1 protein-coding gene (only partly in view) is annotated in these 22926 nt (G+C 40.8%); it reads left to right on the top strand.

Features of this window, described 5'->3' with window-relative positions:
• On the top strand, positions 1–22926 hold the 3' portion of the coding sequence (locus ACQY2P_RS04160) for a fibronectin type III domain-containing protein (protein ID WP_428327133.1). It extends 7233 nt beyond the left edge of the window; 22926 of the gene's 30159 nt are visible here — the last part of the coding sequence; its start codon lies off the left edge, out of view; its stop codon occupies positions 22924–22926.

The following is a 22926-nucleotide window of genomic DNA, read 5'->3' as shown; positions in this document are numbered from 1 at the left end:
ATTCCATTAGGTGCTCCAGGAATAATTGATGACCTTGGTGCAGAATCCGGAGATAAACAAGTTACACTTACCTGGACTCAACCAGACCTTAACGGCAGTGGTGACATTGAATCTTACACAATCGAAGTACGTGATTCTTCTAATGTTCTAGTTGACACCATTACTCTAACTGGAGCACAAGGAGCACCACCAGCAACAACTACAACTATTTCTGGTTTGACAAATAATGAAACATACTCATTTACAATTACAGCTACTAATGTAAACGATCTTACTAGTCTTCCATCTGATCCTGTAACTGCTACTCCATTAGGAGCACCAGCAGCACCAGTCAACCTTGAAGCAACACCTGGTGACAAACAAGTATCACTAGATTGGGAACAACCAGACCTTAACGGCAGTGGTGCTATTGACTTTTACACCGTAACAGTTCTTGATGCACAAGGAAACGAAGTTCAAGAAATTGAAGTTGACGGTTCAACAACTGATGCACTAATCTCTAATTTGACAAACGGTGTACAATACACCTTTGAAGTAACTGCAACTAACATTAATGAACTAGAAAGCAATGCTGCAACTGCAACTGCTACTCCATTAGGAGCACCAGCAGCACCAGTCAACCTTGAAGCAACACCTGGTGACAAACAAGTATCACTAGATTGGGAACAACCAGACCTTAACGGCAGTGGTGCTATTGACTTTTACACCGTAACAGTTCTTGATGCACAAGGAAACGAAGTTCAAGAAATTGAAGTTGACGGTTCAACAACTGATGCACTAATCTCTAATTTGACAAACGGTGTACAATACACCTTTGAAGTAACTGCAACTAACATTAATGAACTAGAAAGCAATGCTGCAACTGCAACTGCTACTCCATTAGGAGCACCAGCAGCACCAGTCAACCTTGAAGCAACACCTGGTGACAAACAAGTATCACTAGATTGGGAACAACCAGACCTTAACGGCAGTGGTGCTATTGACTTTTACACCGTAACAGTTCTTGATGCACAAGGAAACGAAGTTCAAGAAATTGAAGTTGACGGTTCAACAACTGATGCACTAATCTCTAATTTGACAAACGGTGTACAATACACCTTTGAAGTAACTGCAACTAACATTAATGAACTAGAAAGCAATGCTGCAACTGCAACTGCTACTCCATTAGGAGCACCATTACAAGTAACTGGCCTTGAAGCAACACCTGGTGACAGACAAGTATCATTATCCTGGAATGAGGCAGATGAAAATAACAGTGGCGCTATTGACTTTTACACAATTACTGTAACTGATCCAAATGGAAATGTAGTACAAACAGTAGAGGTTGATGCCCCAGCAGACAGCACAACAATTTCTAATTTAACGAGTGGTACAGAATACGAATTTACAATAACTGCAACTAACATTAATGAACTAACCAGTCCTTCATCTGCTCCTGCAACTGCAACACCATTTGGTCCACCAAACGCAGTAACTGGCCTTGAAGCAACACCTGGTGACAAACAAGTAGACCTATCATGGACCGAACCAGTTCCTAATGCTGGTGGTGCAATTGATTATTACACAATTATTGTTACTGATCCAAACGGAAATGTAGTACAAACAATTGAAGTTGATGCTCCAGCAACTTCTGCAAACATTGACGGATTAAACAACGGTGTAGAGTACACCTTTGAAATAACTGCAACTAATGTTAACAACCTAGAAAGCAGTGCTGTAAGTACGACTGCAACACCATTAGGTGCACCCGGAATAATTGATACTCCTACTGCAGATGCAGGTGATGGTGAAGTCTTCTTAGATTGGGAACAACCAGACCTTAATGACAGTGGTGCTATTGACTTTTACACAATTACCGTCACTGATCCAAACGGAAATGTTGTTGATACCATAGAAATTAGCGGTCAAGAAACTGAGGCAACAATTCCTAACTTGACAAATGGTGTGGAATATGAATTTACAATTACAGCTACTAACGTAAATGAACTAGAAAGTCTTCCATCTGATCCTGTCACTGCAACACCTATCACTACACCTACCGCTCCAACTAACCTTGATGCAACTGCACTTTCTGATACTGAGATTGAATTAACTTGGACTGCACCTGAAATTAATCCACAATTTGGCACTTTGGTGGGTTATCAGATTGAAAGACAAGCAGAAGGCGAATCTGACTTTACAATAATTGTAGCAAACACTGGAACTACCGATACTACATTTAATGATCTTGGATTATCTAGTGGTGTAGAGTACACCTATAGAGTCTCTGCTATTACTACTGCTGGTGTAGGTGATCCATCTAGTCAAGCAAGTGCAACTACCTTTACTGTTCCAGCCAAACCAGTTCTTAACGAACCTGTTGTAGGAGATTCTTCTGCAACTGTTTCATGGTCAAAACCATCTGATGGTGGAACTCCAATTACTGGCTATACCCTTAGCATAACTAATCTTACTACTGGTATCAGTTCACCTGATGTATCATTACCTGCAAATGCAGTTGACTATACTGCAAATCAACTAACAAATGGAAATGAATACTCCTTTACACTTGTTGCAATAAACAGCGTTGGTTCAAGTACTCCATCTGATCCTGTAACTGCTACTCCATTAGGAGCACCAGCAGCACCAGTCAACCTTGAAGCAACACCTGGTGACAAACAAGTATCACTAGATTGGGAACAACCAGACCTTAACGGCAGTGGTGCTATTGACTTTTACACCGTAACAGTTCTTGATGCACAAGGAAACGAAGTTCAAGAAATTGAAGTTGACGGTTCAACAACTGATGCACTAATCTCTAATTTGACAAACGGTGTACAATACACCTTTGAAGTAACTGCAACTAACATTAACGGTGGTACAAGTGATGCTGCAACTGCAACTGCTACTCCATTAGGAGCACCAGCAGCACCAGTCAACCTTGAAGCAACACCTGGTGACAAACAAGTATCACTAGATTGGGAACAACCAGACCTTAACGGCAGTGGTGCTATTGACTTTTACACCGTAACAGTTCTTGATGCACAAGGAAACGAAGTTCAAGAAATTGAAGTTGACGGTTCAACAACTGATGCACTAATCTCTAATTTGACAAACGGTGTACAATACACCTTTGAAGTAACTGCAACTAACATTAATGAACTAGAAAGCAATGCTGCAACTGCAACTGCTACTCCATTAGGAGCACCAGCAGCACCAGTCAACCTTGAAGCAACACCTGGTGACAAACAAGTATCACTAGATTGGGAACAACCAGACCTTAACGGCAGTGGTGCTATTGACTTTTACACCGTAACAGTTCTTGATGCACAAGGAAACGAAGTTCAAGAAATTGAAGTTGACGGTTCAACAACTGATGCACTAATCTCTAATTTGACAAACGGTGTACAATACACCTTTGAAGTAACTGCAACTAACATTAACGGTGGTACAAGTGATGCTGCAACTGCAACTGCTACTCCATTAGGAGCACCAGCAGCACCAGTCAACCTTGAAGCAACACCTGGTGACAAACAAGTATCACTAGATTGGGAACAACCAGACCTTAACGGCAGTGGTGCTATTGACTTTTACACCGTAACAGTTCTTGATGCACAAGGAAACGAAGTTCAAGAAATTGAAGTTGACGGTTCAACAACTGATGCACTAATCTCTAATTTGACAAACGGTGTACAATACACCTTTGAAGTAACTGCAACTAACATTAATGAACTAGAAAGCAATGCTGCAACTGCAACTGCTACTCCATTAGGAGCACCATTACAAGTAACTGGCCTTGAAGCAACACCTGGTGACAGACAAGTATCATTATCCTGGAATGAGGCAGATGATAACGGCAGTGGAGAGATTGATTATTACACTATAACATATGTTGATGATGAAGGTGCAACTCAAACAGTAGAGGTTGATGCCCCAGCAGACAGCACAACAATTTCTAATTTAACGAGTGGTACAGAATACGAATTTACAATAACTGCAACTAACATTAATGAACTAACCAGTCCTTCATCTGCTCCTGCAACTGCAACACCATTTGGTCCACCAAACGCAGTAACTGGCCTTGAAGCAACACCTGGTGACAAACAAGTAGACCTATCATGGACCGAACCAGTTCCTAATGCTGGTGGTGCAATTGATTATTACACAATTATTGTTACTGATCCAAACGGAAATGTAGTACAAACAATTGAAGTTGATGCTCCAGCAACTTCTGCAAACATTGACGGATTAAACAACGGTGTAGAGTACACCTTTGAAATAACTGCAACTAATGTTAACAATGTAATTGGTGCTGCTGCAACAATAACTGCTATTCCTGCAACCGTTCCACTACCTCCAGTTCTTGACACTGCAACACGTGGTGATCAATCTGTTGCACTTGAATGGACCCCACAATTTGATCAAGGTAACGCAATTACTCAATACACTGTAGAATATTCTAGCAACAACTTCCAAACTACTGGAACTGTAATAATCGGTGATGATGAAGCACTAGCAACAACTACAACTGTTACTGAATTAACAAACGGACTAACATACCAATTCAGAGTTATTGCACACAATGACTTTGGACCTAGTGATCCATCTAACATAAAATCTGCAAAACCCGCAACATTCCCTAATGCTCCAACATTAGACACTGCAACACGTGGTGATCAATCTGTTGCACTTGATTGGACTCCTGCATTTGATGGCGGTGAACCAATTACATCTTATCGTGTAGAATGGTCTTCTGATCAAAACTTTGCAACCATCTTGGGTGACATAACAATTTCTGGTAACCCACCTGCTGAATCTTACACAGTTACTGGTTTGACAAACGGTGATACTTACTACTTTAGAGTAATCTCAACCAACGTAATTGATGACAGTATTCCATCTAACGTATTATTCCAAACCCCAGCTACTACTCCAAGTGAGCCACTAAATCCTGCTGCTGAACCTGGACCTAACCAAGTTACAGTATCTTGGGAAGCACCTGCTAATGACGGTGGAGCTGCAATTGAATATTACATAGTTCGTTACAGCGTTGATGGTGAAACCTGGACTGAAGTCCAAACTGCAGATGAGACCGTATTCTCTATTGTAATTGATGAATTAGTTAACGGCACTCCATATCTATTTGAAATATTTGCACACAACGATGTTGGAGATGGTGACATCTCTGATAGAGTAACTGCAACACCTGCAACATCCCCATCTGCCCCACAGAATCTAGTTGCAACGCCTCAAACTGGTCAAGTTCTCCTAGTATGGGAGAAGCCATCAAGTGACGGAGGTGCCGCAATAGAGTCTTACACAGTAAAGTGGACACCTGGTGAGGCATTTGATCCAAACAACTTTGAATCTGTAACAATTACTAGCGTTGATGGTGTAGCTCCACCTGTAACTACTACAACTATTACTGATTTGACAAATGGTCAAACATACACATTTGTTGTAACTGCTACAAACTCTGCAGATGAAGGTCCTGCATCAAACCCTGCAACTACAACACCTGCAACTCCACCTGATGCACCAGTACTTGTCTCTGCAACAAGTGATGATGATCAAGCAAGTACAATTGTGTGGAACCAACCATTTGACGGCGGTTCTTCAATTATTGATTATCTCGTAGAGTACACTGCAACTGGTTCATTTGACCCACCAAATGTTCAATCTGTTACTATTTCTGCTCCACAAAACGATGATCCTGTAAGTACTACTATTGATGACTTGGAAAATGGTATAGAATACTCATTTAGAGTAACTGCAAGAAACATTGTTGCCTCTGGTGATGCATCAAATGTTCTAACTGGAATACCTTCAACTAATCCAGAACCTCCAAGAGATCTTGAAGTAACTAATAGCGGTAGTCAATTTGTCTCACTTTCATGGTTGGCCCCAACAGATGATGGTGGAGATGACCTTGTAAGATACACTGTAGAATATTCTGATGATAACTTTGCAACTATTTCTACACAGGAAATTACCCCTGTTGATGGAGTATTGGCAACCACTACAACAATATCTGAATTAGACAATGGTACTGAATACAAGTTTAGAGTAATTGCTCATAACGAAGATGATGGTGACAATGATGATACTGATGATTCAAGTATTCCATCAAACACAGTAACTGCAACACCATCTACCGTACCTGATGCCCCAACACTACTTCAAGTAACTGACAGTGGAAATGGATTTGTCTCACTTTCATGGACTGAACCTGGCTTTAACGGTGGCTCTCCATTAGAAACCTATGTTGTTGAATATACTGATGACACAAACGGAGAATTTGGTGAAAATCCATCATCTGTAATTATTGGTGATGATGAAACACTAGATACTCAAGCAGAGATTACTGGACTTGACAATGGCGTTGTATACACATTCCGTGTAAAGGCAACTAATGTTAATGGTTCAAGTGGTCCATCAAATGAGGTAACTGAGACTCCAGCTACAACACCTAGTGCACCAACATCACTTCAAGTAACTGGACGTGGTGATGAAAGCGTTTCACTTTCATGGACTCCTGCATTTAACGGCGGTGCTGACTTGACACAATACACTGTTGAATACACATCTACTGGAATCTTTGATGCAGAAGACACCGAATCTGAAGTTTTCGATACTGACCCATTGCCAACCACTGCAACAATTGATGGTCTAACTAATGGTGTTACTTACACATTCAGAGTATTTGCAACAAACAGTGAAGGAGACAGCCCAGTATCTAATACTGATGAAGGCAAACCAGCTACTGTTCCAACAAAACCATTACAACTTAACGCACAATTTGGCAATCAACAAGTTTCACTAGACTGGCAATTACCAGCAGATGATGGTGGCGAGGATATCATTGATTATATCATTGAATTCCGTTCTGTACCTCCATCTGATCCACCTGAGCAAGGATGGCAAGTATTTGATGAAGGTGTTGGCGGTGTTAACACTAACCTATCTGTAGTTGTAACTGGTCTTTCAAACGGACAACTATACCAATTTAGAGTATCTGCTGAAAACGCAGTAGATGTTGGTCCTCCATCCAATGTAGCAACTGCTAGACCTGCAACTACATCTGATGCACCAACTGACCTAGAGGCAGAAGCAATATCTGACACTGAAATTGATCTTGAATGGACTGCACCAGAACTTACAGGTGGTGCTGAAATTATTGGATACCAAATTGAAAGACAAGCAGAAGGCGAATCTGACTTTACAATAATTGTAGCAGACACTGGTTCTACTGACACTACATACCCTGACACTGGTTTGGATAGAGGAACATCATACACATACAGAGTCTCTGCCATTACAGAGGCAGGCGTTGGTGATGCATCATCTACTGCTGAAGCCACAACATTTGATGTACCTGGTAAGACAGAAATTACTAACTTAACTCCTGGAAATGCTCAAGTCGAAGTAGAATGGTCTGAGCCAACAACTGGTGGCACTCCAATTACTGGTTATAGAATTGAATATACTACCAATGAAACTGATGCAAACAATGGCATTTTCACATCATCTGTTGATGTTGCTGCATCCCCCCTATCTGCAACAATTAGCAACTTGAACAATGGTGATACTTACTACTTTAGAGTAACAGCTACTAACAGTGTAGACTTTGGTGAGCCATCTGATGTTGACTCTGCAATCCCAGCTAGAGCACCTGATGCACCAACTGATCTAACTGCAATACTTGGAGATGAACAAGTTACAATTGGATTTACTCCTCCAGTAGAGGATGGTGGCTCTGATATTATTGATTACTATATTGAATACAGTCTTGATAATGGACAAAACTGGTTTGAGTTTGATGATCAAGCAATCTCAACTACTCCTGAGATTACCGTTACTGGCCTTAACAATGGACAAGAATATCTATTCCGTGCAGTTGCAGTAAACGGAGTTGGTCCTGGTGATGAATCAGTTCCAATTGCAGAAACTCCTGCTGCACTATCTAACAATCCAACTGATCTAGTTGCAACTCGTGGTAATGCACAAGTATCATTGACATGGGCAGCACCAGCTGTTACTGGTGGTGTACCAGTTACATCATACATTGTTGAATACACTGATGATGAAAATGGAAACTTTGGTGCAAACCCACCATCACAAACTGTAACAAGTGAAACATTACCTGTACCAACTGAGACCATAATTGATGGACTTGAAAATGGTATAACATACACATTCCGCGTAAAAGCTGTAAACACTGCAGGAACCAGTGGCCCATCAAATACCGATGAAGCTAAACCAGCTACTGTTCCAGACGCACCAACATTTAATGAACCACAACCTTCTGCTGGCACTGTAGGATTGTCATGGACTCCAGGTAATACTGGTGGCGAACCAATACTACAATACAGAATTGACTATACCTCTGGTGATACATTTGTAGACGGTGAATTCCTCTCAGAATTTGTTAGCCATCCAACAACTTCAGTTGATATTGAAGACTTGGAAAATGGTGTAGAATACCAGTTTAGAATATCTGCAAGTAACATTATTGACTTTGGTGAAACATCTGATCCAATAACTGCAACACCTGTTGCAGCCCCAAGCCAAGTTACTGGTCTTAGTGGACAACGTGGTAACGGCGAAGTTTCACTATCATGGTCTGAACCATTTGATGGCGGTGTAACAATTGATAGATACGTAATAGAATACTCCAAAGATGGATTCCAAACTACTCTTACTCAGACTGTTTCTGGTCTTCCACCAGTAACCAATGCAGTAATTGATGAATTAGATAACGGTGTAAGCTATGAATTTAGAGTATTTGCACACAATGCAATTGATGATGGACCTGTATCTGACACAATATCAATAACTCCTGCAACTGTTCCAAACCCACCAACTAACTTGATTCCAACGTTTGGCAGTACTCAAGTATCTCTTGCATGGACAGCACCAACTGAAGATGGCGGTTCAGACATTGATGACTATGTTGTAGAATTCAAACTAAAGAGTGACACTGACTGGCAAATATTTGATGACGGTTTAAGTGAAGTTCCAGGAGCTACAGTAACTGGTCTTACAAATGGATTAGTATACGAATTTAGAGTAAAGGCACACAACGATGTTGGTAACAGTGACCCATCTGAAGTTAAAGAAGCAACACCTGCTGCTCCACCTGCTGCCCCAGAAATACTAACTGCTGTTGGTAGTGATAGAACAGTTACAGTAACCTGGAACCTTGCAGCTACAAACGGTGCACCAGTTACAGAATACGAACTTGATTACTCTATTGATGGATTTACAAATGACTTTAACACAATTACAGTTGCAACACAAGAAACCGGCCCAATCTCTGAAGCAGTAACTGGTCTTGAAAACGCTAATACATATTCATTTAAAGTTAGAGCAAACAGCATTGCAGGATTTGGATCATACTCCAACACACTTGATGCTGTTCCATTTACAACACCTAATGCCCCAACTGATCTTGAAGCAACTCGTGGTAACGGTGAAGTCTCACTAGAATGGAATGCTCCAGAATTTAACGGCGGTTCTCTAATTACCTCTTATGTAGTTGAGTTCTCATCTGACAACTTTGCTACTGATCCAGAATCACAAACTGTTACTCCAACTGATGATCCAATAACTGCTGTTATTGACGACTTGGATAATGGTACATTGTACTCATTTAGAGTAAAGGCAGTTAATGCTGCAGGTCCAGGTGCTTTATCTACTTCTGTAGATGCTACTCCTGCAACTGTACCTGGTGCACCAACACTTGATACTGTAACTCCAGGAGATGAATCTGTATTACTTGCATGGACCCCATCTGAAAATACCGGTGGTGACGCACTAGTAGATTATGTGATTCAATTCCGTGAATTAGATGCAAACAATGACGCAGAATCTAACTGGACAACATTTGATGAAGGTTCTGGTGGCGTTAATGTTTTGACTAGCCTTACTGTTGATGGTCTTACAAATGGTATAACTTACGAATTTAGAGTATTTGCAAAGAATACTGTAGAAGGCCAAAGCCTTCCATCTAACGTTCTTTCTGCAGAACCCTCTACAGCACCTAGTGCACCTAGAGAACTCAGAGTAACTGACATTGGTGATGAATTTGTATCCCTCTCATGGTTAGCACCAGCAGATGATGGTGGAGATGCCATTGTAGCATACACTGTAGAATATTCTTCTAACGGCTTTACAACTACATCTACACAAGAAATTACTCCTGTTAATGGTGTCTTGGCAACTACTACAACTATATCTGAATTAGATAATGGCACTGAATACCAGTTTAGAGTAATTGCTCATAACGAAGATGATGATCCAGGAATTCCAGACACAAGTGATCCATCTGACCCAGCAACTGGAACACCTGGAACCGTACCTGGTATTCCAACTGAACTAGTTGCAACAACACTATCTGGTACTGAGATTCAATTAGACTGGGAAGCCCCATCTGATGACGGAGGACGTGCAGTATCTGGTTATCTAATTGAGAGAATAGGTGCTGATGGCTCATTTGCAGAAGTAACTACAACAACCATACCTGTACCTGAATCTCCAACTGACAGTGACACTACATTTACTGACACTGGACTATCTCTAGGAACCACATACACATACAGAGTATCTGCAGTTAACGTACTTGGAACTGGTGACCCATCAGAACCCGATGATGCTACTACATTTGATTATCCATTAGCTCCTGTACTTGATGAAGCAATTCGTGGCAATGAACTTGTAACCCTCAAATGGTCTGCACCATCTGATGATGGCGGAACTCCATTAGAAAATTACATTGCTCAATTTAGATTACTAGGTGCTAGTGATTGGACTACATTTGATGATAATATTCCATTAACCCCAACTGAAATTGATGTAGATTCTGGTTTGACTAATGGACAGACTTATCAATTTAACATTATTGCTGAAAACTCTGTTGGTGAAAGTGAAATCTCTAATGTATTACAAGCAAAGCCTGCAACTACTCCAAGTAAACCACAACAAGTTGGAGCAGAATTTGGTAATGCACAAGTATCATTGACATGGTTAGAACCGGCAATCTCTGGCGGTGAGGACATCTTTGATTATATCATAGAGTTTAGACTAGCATCCCAAAACCCAGAAGCTGAATGGCAAGTATTTGATGAAGGTCTAGGTGGTGTTAACACCAATCTATTTGCAACAGTAACTGGTCTTGCAAACGGACAGACTTACGAGTTTAGAATCTCTGCTGAAAACGCAGTAGATGTTGGTGAGACATCTGATGTTGCTACTGCAACACCTGGTACTACTTCAAATGCCCCAACAGAACTTTCAGCAACTGCAATCTCTGGTACTGAAATTAATCTTTCATGGATTGCCCCACAAAATACCGGTGGATTTTCAATTACTGGTTACTTGATAGAAAGACATGATGGTGATGGTAACTTTGCTGATGTTACAACTACATCCGTATCTGTTCCACCAGCAGCTACTGACACTACATATCCTGACACTGGACTAGATCTAGGAACCACATACACATACAGAGTATCTGCAGTTACTCAACTTGGACCGGGAACTGCATCTGGTACTGATAGTGATACAACATTTAATGTTCCAGATAAACCAGAAATTACCTCTGCTCAACGTGGTAATGGACAAGTAGACCTATCATGGACTGAACCTGCAAACAATGGTGCTGCAATAATCTCATACTTGATACAGTACTCTGATAATAACACATTTGATAACACTACTCCATCTGTAACTTTGCTAGCAGCAGATCTTACTGAACTATCTGAAACCATTGATGAACTTGACAATGGTACTGAATACTCATTTAGAGTTACAGCAATCAACTCTGTTGGTTCAAGTGAACCCTCTGATATTGCTACTGCAACTCCAGCCACATTCCCAGATGCCCCAACAATTACCTCTGCAACATTTGGTGATGGACAGGTTACATTAACTTGGATTGGACCATTAGAAAATGGCGGATCTGAAATCCTTGATTACACTATTACAATAACTTCATCACTTGACACTGATAGCATTGTTGTCCCATCATCTCCATTAACCAAATTAATTGATGGACTTGACAATGGTGTATCATACACCTTTACTGTTTCTGCTAGAAACGATGTTGCCTCTGGTCCTGATTCAGAACCTGAAACTGTAATACCTGCAGCAAAACCTGATGTTCCAACAGAACTTTCAGCAACTGCAATCTCTGGTACTGAAATTAATCTTTCATGGATTGCACCTGCAAACACTGGTGGACTAGGAATCACTGGTTACTTGATAGAAAGACATGATGGTGATGGTAACTTTGCTGATGTTACAACTACATCCGTATCTGTTCCACCAGCAGCCGCTGACACTACATATCCTGACACTGGACTAGATCTAGGAACCACATACACATACAGAGTATCTGCAATAACTGGTGCTGGTACTGGTTCTTCATCACAACCAGCAAGTGATACTACCTTTAACGTACCAGAAAAACCAACAATTACTGAAGTTAACATAGGTAATACTCAAATCCAAATTGTTTGGACTGCACCCACAGATGATGGTGGTTCTCCAGTAACCTCTTACACTGTAGAATACAAACTAGCTACTGCAAATTCATGGCAACTATCACCAGTACCTCCAGCTGAGGGAGACCTTGATGTAACAGTAATTGGACTTGAAAACGGTAAAGAATATGAGTTTAGAGTAATCGCAGTATCTACTGTTGGCTCTAGTTTGCCTTCTGATGTTGCAACAGGAATTCCTGCAACCACACCTAGTGCCCCACTAACTGTAGTTGCTACTAGAGGTGACCAAGAAGTTTCACTAACATGGGCTCTTCCAGCAGATGATGGCGGTTCCCCAATCAGTGACTATCTAATTGAATATGCCGCACTTGAATTGACCCCTCCATTAGGCTTTACTCTATTTGAAGAACAAACAGAAAGCACTGACCTATTTGCAACAGTAACTGGTCTTACAAACGGAGTTCTATACACATTCAGAATACAAGCAGTAAATGACATTAATGCTGGTGATTACTCTGAAATCACTACAGATGCTCAAGCAGTTCCAGCAGGAGATCCATCTACTCCAGTAATTAGCACTGTAATTGCTGATGATGAACTAGTCAATATCACATGGCTTGCATCTGATGCAAACGGTGGAAATGACTTGGTGTACCGTATTGAAACATCTACTGATGGATTTGCCACCTTAATTGAAGATCCTGCTCCAACTACCTCTAATCTTGTATACAATGCAGGTAGCTTGCAAAACGGTCAAGAATACTCCTTTAGAATTACAGCTATTACTGATGCAGGCTCCAGTGACCCATCTGCTCCAGTAGCTGCAACACCATTTGCATTACCAGACGCTCCAGTACTTGCTGGAAGTCGTGGAAACACCGAAGTCTCACTTACATGGACCCAAGGTGATACTGGTGGATTCTCAATTGACGAATTCGTAATTGAATACACTGCTAGTGAATTCCCATCAGATACTCCAGTTGCTGCAGATGTGACCTCTGTCACATCAGTTACAGTATCTGCTAGTGCTGTTAGTCACACAATTGAGGGATTATCAAATGGTGTAGAATATGACTTTAGAATATTTGCAAAAACAAGCATTGGCTTTAGTGACTCATCTAATGAAGTTACAATAACTCCAGCTACAACACCTGGTGCCCCAACTCCGCTTAACGCACAATTTGGTAACCAACTTGTAACTTTGACATTTGCAATCCCAACTGACAATGGTGGTGATTCAGTAGATGACTTTGTAATAAAATACAGATTACAAAATGCTTCTGAAGACACTGCATTTACAACATTTGATGATGGAGTTGGTACTACAACTACTGTTGTAGTTGATGGTTTGACAAATGGTGAAGTATATGACTTTGAAGTAACTGCAGTAAACGATGTCGGTGAAAGTGATGCTGCAACTGCATCTGCAAAACCTGCCACTACCCCTAGCGCACCTGAAGCACTTCAGTTAGACTTCTCTAACCAATTAGTTTCCCTTGAATGGGCAATCCCAACTGACAACGGTGGTGATGATGTAGATGATTACATTGTCGAATACAGTCTTGATACTGATGAGTGGATATTGTTCCCAGATCAAGTTGATCCTGCAACTACAACTGCTGTCACTGTAACTGATTTAATTAACGGATTCCAATACTACTTTAGAATATCTGCTATCAACGTAGCAGGAATTGGTGAGCCATCTGAATTCAGAGCAACAACTCCAGCTACTTTGCCTTCTGCACCACGCGATTTGGCAGCAACCAGAGGTGATACAACAGTACATCTAACTTGGAATGCTCCAGAAGACCTGGGCGGTGCTCCACTATCTGTTTACATGGTAGAATACTTACCACCAGGACAATCTACCTGGATAAAGTTTGGTGATGACTTGCCAGCAACTCAGACAACAGTAACTGTTGACGGTCTAACTAATGGTGATCAATACCAATTCAGAGTATCTGCAAAGAACACTGCTATTACTGACTTTGGACCTACAACTGATACAGTATCTGCAACACCTGCAACTACTCCAAGTGCACCTAGAAACTTAGTAGTCACAGCTGGCGATAACCAAGCAACACTATCTTGGGATGTTCCTGAATCCACTGGTGGTGATGCAATTACTGATTACAAAGTAGAAATCAGAGTATCTGGTCAGGATTGGAGTGTATTTGATGATGGCGTCAGTACTACAACTCAGGGAATCTTAATTCCAAATCTTACAAACGGTATTACATATGAGTTCCGTGTAACTGCAATAAACTCTGTAAACCCAGGACCTGCATCTGATGTAATTCCTGCAACACCTGCAACTGTTCCAGAACCTCCAAAGAAACTGAAAGTAATCCCTGGTGATACGAGCCTTGATGTTACTTGGACAGAATCCTCAAGTGATGGCGGTTCTGAAATCACATCTTATGTTGTACAGTATAGCACATCTGGAGTCTTTGATAATACCACCCCATCTGTAACAGTAACTGACCTTACAAACCTCATGGTTACTATAACTGGTCTTGACAATGACGTAGAATATCACATTCAAGTAACTGCAATTAACGGTGTTGGTTCTAGTGAACCTGCTGGACCTGTAATTGGAGTTCCATCACTTGGTTCCTCTTCTCCTGTAGGTCTATTTGTTGATGCAATATCTGACACCGAAGTCTTTGTCTCTTGGAGTCCTCCACAAGAACTAGGTGAAAGAACCCTTGATGGATTTGTACTTGAAAGACTAGATGCTAGCGGCAATGTACTTGAAACATTTACAATAAATGATCCAACAAAACTAGACTTTACTGATACTGGATTACTTCCTGGTACTGATTACAAGTACAGAGTATCTGCATTACTAACATTGAATGATGACACTGTACAAAGTGAACCATCAAATGAAGCATCAGTAACTACTTTGGATGTCCCAGGTATTGCTCTTAACCTAACTGCAACTCCAGGAAATTCCCTTGTTTCATTAACTTGGGCTGCACCTGATGATAACGGTTCACCAATTATCGAATACAGAATTCAGTACAGCAAAGATGGAACCTTTGATGAGACAACCCCTGAAGTGTCTGTAGTTGGCACACAATCTAGCCCACCTCAAACATCAGCTGATGTAACTGGACTCGAAAACGCACAACAGTACACTTTCCGTGTTATCACAGTAAGTCTCATTGGAGATGGCTTGCCATCTGTTACAGTAACTGCTACCCCATACACCGTACCTGATGCCCCACCATCACTAACTGTACAACGTGGACCTGGAGAGGCAAAATTGACATGGACGATACCTGATGATAATGGACAACCAATCACACAATTCGTTATAGAATATACTAGCAGCACATTTGACACTGCAAATACCCAGACACAAATTGTCTCTGGTGGCCAAACAACAGATGAAACTGTGTTTAATTTGTCTATAGGCCAATCATTTGAATTCAGAGTACGTGCTGAAAACTCTGCAGGACAAGGACCTCCATCTGATTCAGCATTTGCAACTCCAGCTACTGCACCTCAACCACCAATCAATCTATCTGCAACCCGTGGTGATCCAGATGTTTTAGTTGTATGGTTTGAACCATCCGATGATGGTGGCTCTGAAATCTCCCACTATGTATTGGAATACACTTCAAGTCCATTCCCACTTCTACCTGGTGAAGCTGACTTTACAAGTAAGACCAATATCATCAACGAGTCTACATCCATTGAATTATCTGACCTTGAAAACGGACTGTACTATCAATTCAGAGTACGTGCAATCTCACCTGTTGGTTCTAGTGTCCCAAGTGATCCTGTATGTTTAGTAAATGGCAGTGGTACTATAACAGGCCAATGTATCCCAATGTTTGATAGACCTGTATTCAATGACCGTATAGTCGGAATACCATTTGATGGAGAAGCCGAATTGAAATGGAATACTCCTGCATCAGATAATGGTTCTCCAGTTACTCATTACCAAGTACAACAACAAACAGTATCTGGTACATCCGTATCTCTACAAACAATACCTGCTAGCCAAATCATATACGGTTTCGATGACTTGACAATGGATGATTTAGATATGTTAGAAGACATTGATTTCGATGAATTTGACTTCATTGATTTCGGTGACTTTACACCAGAGGAAATCCAAAAATTGCAAGGTATCACCAGTCTAACTATCACTGGACTTACAAATGATGAAAAATACGTGTTTGAGGTCGCACCAGTAAATGATGCTGGTCCTGCAACTTCCACAAACACTGTAGTAGTTGTTCCACACAGTGAAGAAGAAGGCGACCAGTTTGAAACAACATTTGTCGAAAACCCAGACATTCCAGATGAAGCAACAATCCAAAACCAAATTGATCTTGGATTACAAGACGGAAACTTTATTCCACCATCTTCCAGCTTGGTAGATGCTGACAACTTTGACTTCTTTGATGAGACATTTAACCAGAATCAGGTCTTTAACACTAATGTAACTGACACTGAACTTGAGAAACCAAGAGATCTTGCTGACAAATTTGGACTTACTAAATACCAGATTCCATCTGAACTACAAGCAGGTCAAGTATGGGCTGTTCCTGGTGCTATCATAGAAGTTGCAGGTGATGAAACCTTTGAAGAAATTGTATTGCCAGATCCACCTGGCATTCCAACAAACCTATCTGGTGTTGGTACTGATGGACAGATTGCCCTTACATGGGATGCATCTACAGGAACTGTAGATTGGTACTTGCTAGAAGTTTCCCTTGATGATGGAACTGAATGGTTGTTAATCGAAGAAAAGAATGATAACATTCCATCATTTACTAAAGATGGTATTGTAAATGGTAAAGACTACTTGGTTCGTGTATCTGCTGTAAACGCTGGCGGCTCAAGTGATCCAACTTCACCAATAACTGTACGTGCATTCACCACACCTGGTATTCCATCTGATGTTGCCACCCAATTTGGTGACAGTCAAGTAGCCTTATCATGGATGGCTCCAATAAATGACGGAGGAGACACAATCATTGATTATATTATTGAATATTCTTCTGATGCAGGTGCTAATTGGAATACCTTTGATGATGGAACAAGTGCTGAACTTGTTGCAACTGTAACTGGTCTTACAAACGGACAAACTTACGAGTTTAGAGTCTCTGCAGTTAATGCCGCAGGTACAGGTTCTTCATCAAACCCAGTAAGTGATATTCCAGCAACCCAGTCAACCCAACCTACTGGTCTTTCTGCAATTCCTGCATTAGACTCTGTTGCAATATCTTGGACTGCACCTGAAAACATTGGAGGAGCAACTGAAATATCCGGATATATGATTGAGAGAAGCATCTCCTCTGGATTCTTTAACGTATTAGTAGATGACACTGGAAGCGCTTTGACTACATTTGTAGATACTTCGCTATTCTCAGGAACTGATTACTCTTATAGAATAGCTGCAATTACTTTGCTACCTAGCGGTGAAACTGTCGTTGGAGAATTCTCAGGTAAAGCATCAACAACTACACTAGATCTACCTGATGAACCTACATCATTACAGATATTTGCTGACAGGGGAGAACTCACTCTATCCTGGTTTGACCCAGAAGATACATCTGGATTGCCTGTTCTAGGATACCAAATTGACCGACGTTCTACTGGTTCAGAATTTACAACCATTGTAGACAATACTGGTACCACTGAGACTTTCTACACTGACACGGGCCTTGATGACAACACTTCCTATACCTACCGTGTCTTTACAATCACTTCTGCTGGTATCAGTGATCCATCTCAAGTTGAACGTGGAACAACATTTGGTCTACCAAGTTCACCACTTGACCTTGAAACAGAAGCAAAGAAGTCCACAGTCCGTATTTCATGGACTGCACCAACTAATGATGGAGGAAGTGAAATTACTGATTATAACATAGAATACAAACTAGAGACAGATCCTAGTTGGTCATTATTTGATGATGGCGAATCTATCAAAACAGATGCAAAGGTTACCTCTCTTACAAACAATGTGGTTTACCAATTCAGAATATCTGCTGTCAATGAGTTTGGAGCAGGTTTGACATCTGAAATAGTTACGGCAAAACCATCTGTTGCAGGTGCAACAGCAGCATACAACATTGAAGAGATACCTTCTGGCCAGGATGTATTTTTGCCACATAACTCTCAAGACACATTAGAAAACGGTGGTAAGTTATCTGGCCTCAAGATTACGCCAAAGAATAAACTCAGCGAACTTGCCATGACTTCTTCTTTCACAAAAGATGCACCAACTGGAGTAACACAAAGTGCTGACATGTATCTTAAATTCGAATTAGACTTTATTGAGGATACAGAAGCAGATGCTACTGTACCCGGAAAGGTTGACTCTGTTGTTGCAACCCCAAGTGCAGGTAAGATAGGATTGTCATGGAGTGCACCTCAAAGTGATGGAGGTACAGACATTTCTGGATACAAGGTCGAACAAAGTACAGACAACAGCACATGGACCGTACTGGAAAGTGACACCAAATGTACATGTACTGAATTTACTGTTAATGGTCTAGAAAATGGACAAATATACTATCACCGTATCTCTGCAATCAACCTAAAGGGAACAGGCACTGCATCTGATGCTGCAAGTGCAACTCCTCTTGATGTTCCAGGCCCACCACGAAATCTACAAACCACTCCTGGAAATGGTCAGGTCACACTAGCATGGGATGTCCCATCTACTGATAGTGGAAACACTGTAGATAACGGCGGTTCTGCAATAACTGGTTATGTAATACATTATGCAATTGATACTAATTTCTGGAAGACCTTTGGTGAGGATCCAGTCACTGAACGTACTGCAACAGTAACTGGTCTTACAAACGGTCAAAACTACAAATTCAGAGTATTTGCCGTAAACGAAGTTGGATTCCTAAACCCATCACCAGTTTCCAGTGAAATACCATTAACTGTAGCTGACAGGCCATGGGGATTGACTGCAACTGCTGTGTCTCAAAACCAAATCAACGTAACTTGGGAGACTCCATTAAGTGATGGCGGTTCCCCAATCACAGGTTACAAGATTCAAAGACTAATTGGTGAGCCTACAACAAACTCTGTATGGAGTGATCATCCAACTGCAACAAACGTAGGTCTTGTTAACACTTGGTCTGATACTCAGCTTATTCCTGGAACCACTTATTCTTACAGAGTGATTCCACTTACTGATGCTGCACCTAGCGGAAATACAAGTAGTGCATCTGGTGCTATATTTGCTGACACTTTGTCTGTACCAGGAGCTCCTAGAAACGTGAGCATAACAGCAGAAGGCAAGAAGCTTCTTCTTGACTGGAATGCTCCTACAAACGATGGTGGTGTACAAATTACAAACTATTTGATACAGTGGAGTGATAATGGAGGAAGCAAATGGAATACTTTGGTACGTGAAACCAGTCCAGTAACTTCAGCTACCGTATCTGGAAATAATGTAGTTCTTGGTACAGAATACCAAGTAAGAATCTATGCTGAAAATTCAATTGGCCCAGGTCCTGCATCTTCAATCCTATCTGTTACTCCAACTACAATTTCTACTGCTCCACGTTCACTTTCAGCAGCACCCGGAGACGGACAAGTTGTACTAACTTGGTCTGCACCAATCTCTAACGGAGGTTCTGCAATTACTGATTACATTGTAAAATACAGTGAAGATGGAAGCCAGTTTGTAACATTTGCAGATGGTACAAGTACTAGTACCACTGCTACTGTAACTGGTCTTACAAATGGCGTTTCATATCAATTCAGAGTAATTGCAGTAAATGATGTTGGTAACAGTCCTGCATCCTCTGGTAAATCTGTTGTAGCTGGAGCTGATGATACATCTGAGGAAATAGATTCCTTTGAAACTATCCAACTAACAATCTTGTTTGGACCTGTAGATGGTTCTGTACACCCAACAGTTCCTGAAAACTCTGCAACTGCTGCAACTCCATCTACTGCTGATGATATCATTGCACCTGACATTCAAGTATACTTTATTGATGATAACAATGAAACACACTTTGATGGAATCACTGTAGAGAGACACCCATCAGGTGACACACTTACAGAATCTGCATACCTTGTAACATTAGAGCACTTCTCAACTTATGGTGTAAACACAGTTAACTCCAAGTTTGCAGTCGGCTCTGCTGGTCTTGCAACTGCTGGAGCTGGAGCTGGTGGCAATGCTGCATCACCTCCAATAATCACTGGTTTATCATTATACTCATTTGGTTCTCCAAGTCTTGACAATGAAGGAAAGATAGTCTATCAGAAGACTGGAAACTATATTGCACTTCCAGAATATAGCCAAGAACCTGTTACTACAACACTTGAGACTGGAAAGCCTTCACAGATTGCTGCAAGAATATTCAACGCCGGCGGTCCTGACGCAGTACACCATGCAGGCCTCTATCTTAACTTGTTTGATACTGCATATGAGACTGAAGACAGTGATACCTACATCCACTGGAACAAAGATCATGAAGGCAAGGAAGACATTATCGTCGTTGATCCTCATGGATTTATGAGCGATGTTGATGTCTCTACACAAATTGAAGATGATTTGTTGTGGGTATTGTTTGATGTAACTTTCGAGAAGGCACTTGAATCATCAAATGTCAACATCAATGCATGGAACGATCATAGATCTATTGATGAGAGAATAGGTTATAATGCATTAGAAGTAGTTGATCCTTCTCAAACAATAATTAGTATAGAAGAAGCAAGTCAACAAACAATTGCTACTGAATCATCATTCTACTTGGTAGAGTCCACTGCACAAGATTGTGAGGAATACTGCTATTTGCCATACTCTGTTGCAATTGATAATAACGAAATAACATGGACAAACATTGATCCAGTAGTTAGAACAATTATTGGTGGTGATCCTGTTGCAGGATTTGATGGTAGCTTCAAGAGTGTCTTTATCTTTGAGGGCAGCTCTTACTCTACAGTAATTGAAGACTCTGGATATTACACAACATATGATCTATTAGAAGAAGATTATGCTGGTACAATGTTAGTGCAAGTATCAGGAGATCCTATCACTGATGTTAGATTGTTTGAGAGACCTACAATGCCAACTCACCATACTGCAAGACAAGTCATCTCTGCAAATGCTGATGGTATGCTTGGTGCAGATGTAACTACAAACGGTTTCATTAAACTATTTGGAGTTGTTGAAGGTGTAGATACACGTCACTCTGTGTTGATAGATATTGCCAAACCTGATGGAAGCACTGAAAACATAAAGACATCTACAAACAATGCTGGAGACTTTGCTATGATTTACGACTCTAGCGCACTAACTGATGGTAACTATGTGATTTCATTTGGAACAACTAATGAAAATATAGCCTCTATATTCCTCAGAGCAGATGCTGGTAAATTCATACCAATGTTTACTTCCCAAGAGACCGTTGTAGAAAGCTCTGAAACATTTGCAAAGACACTTGATCCAGAATTGATATTGGGTAATACTGACCGATTGAAATTCGATGGCACATTGCGTATTGATGGAACGATTGATACTCGCTATCCTACTTTGAAATTATCAGTTGAGTTCCCAGATGAAACTGTCAAAGAATTCGAAGTGAATGTTAACTCCAAGGGAGCATATTCACTTCCATTACAACAAGGTTCATGGCCATCTGGTACATACACAGTCACAGTATCTGATGAAAGGACCGAATATGCAACTGAAACATTTGAATTGTTTGATGAAGAATATGTAATGACATTTGAGGAAAAATCTCAAGAGATAGCAAAAGAAAAGTATCTCATCGCTGATGTAACAACACAAGTCATACAACTTGACTCAGACTATCTTGAGACAATCAATGAGTTCTCAGAAGAAAGTGAATCCGGTACATTGATAGTTACCAGACCTGATCTTTCAAAATCATCTAGCATGCTTGAAATTTCTGGAACCGTTAATTTGCCTGGAATTCAAGGAGAATTGATTGTACTCAAATTGACACTACCTAACGGAGATGTAGATGAATTAAGAACAACTGTTACATCAAGCAATGACTTCCAGACCGTACTTAACGAAGTATGGGTTCCAGGAGAATACCACCTTGAGGCATCCTTCGAGAACACTGAAATCGTAGACTTGATCTTTGCAATAGGATTACAGTCCTCAACTAGCTTGTTATCTGCACTTGATTGTCCAACTGATGTATGTGCATCCGTTTCATCTGATACTATTGATGATAGTACATCTGCTCCAATCTTGGTTAAGATTGAAGGAATATTTGAAAACATAGATTCTGATGAAACATTTGATGTTGTGATTGTTAGACCTGACAACACAACTGTTGACCTCTCTGCCACTCTTGCTGGAGTAGATAATCTCTCACAAGTATTCCACGCCGAAGAGTGGATGGAGGGAATTTACACTGTAACAGTCAGTTATGATGGCAAGCAGATATCTGCAACATCATTTAGAAAATAA

This window comes from Candidatus Nitrosopumilus sp., assembly GCF_965262695.1.
In the GTDB taxonomy this organism is placed as follows: domain Archaea; phylum Thermoproteota; class Nitrososphaeria; order Nitrososphaerales; family Nitrosopumilaceae; genus Nitrosopumilus.
Note: the sequence above shows the minus strand (reverse complement) of the source record. Positions and strands in the feature narration are given on the sequence as shown.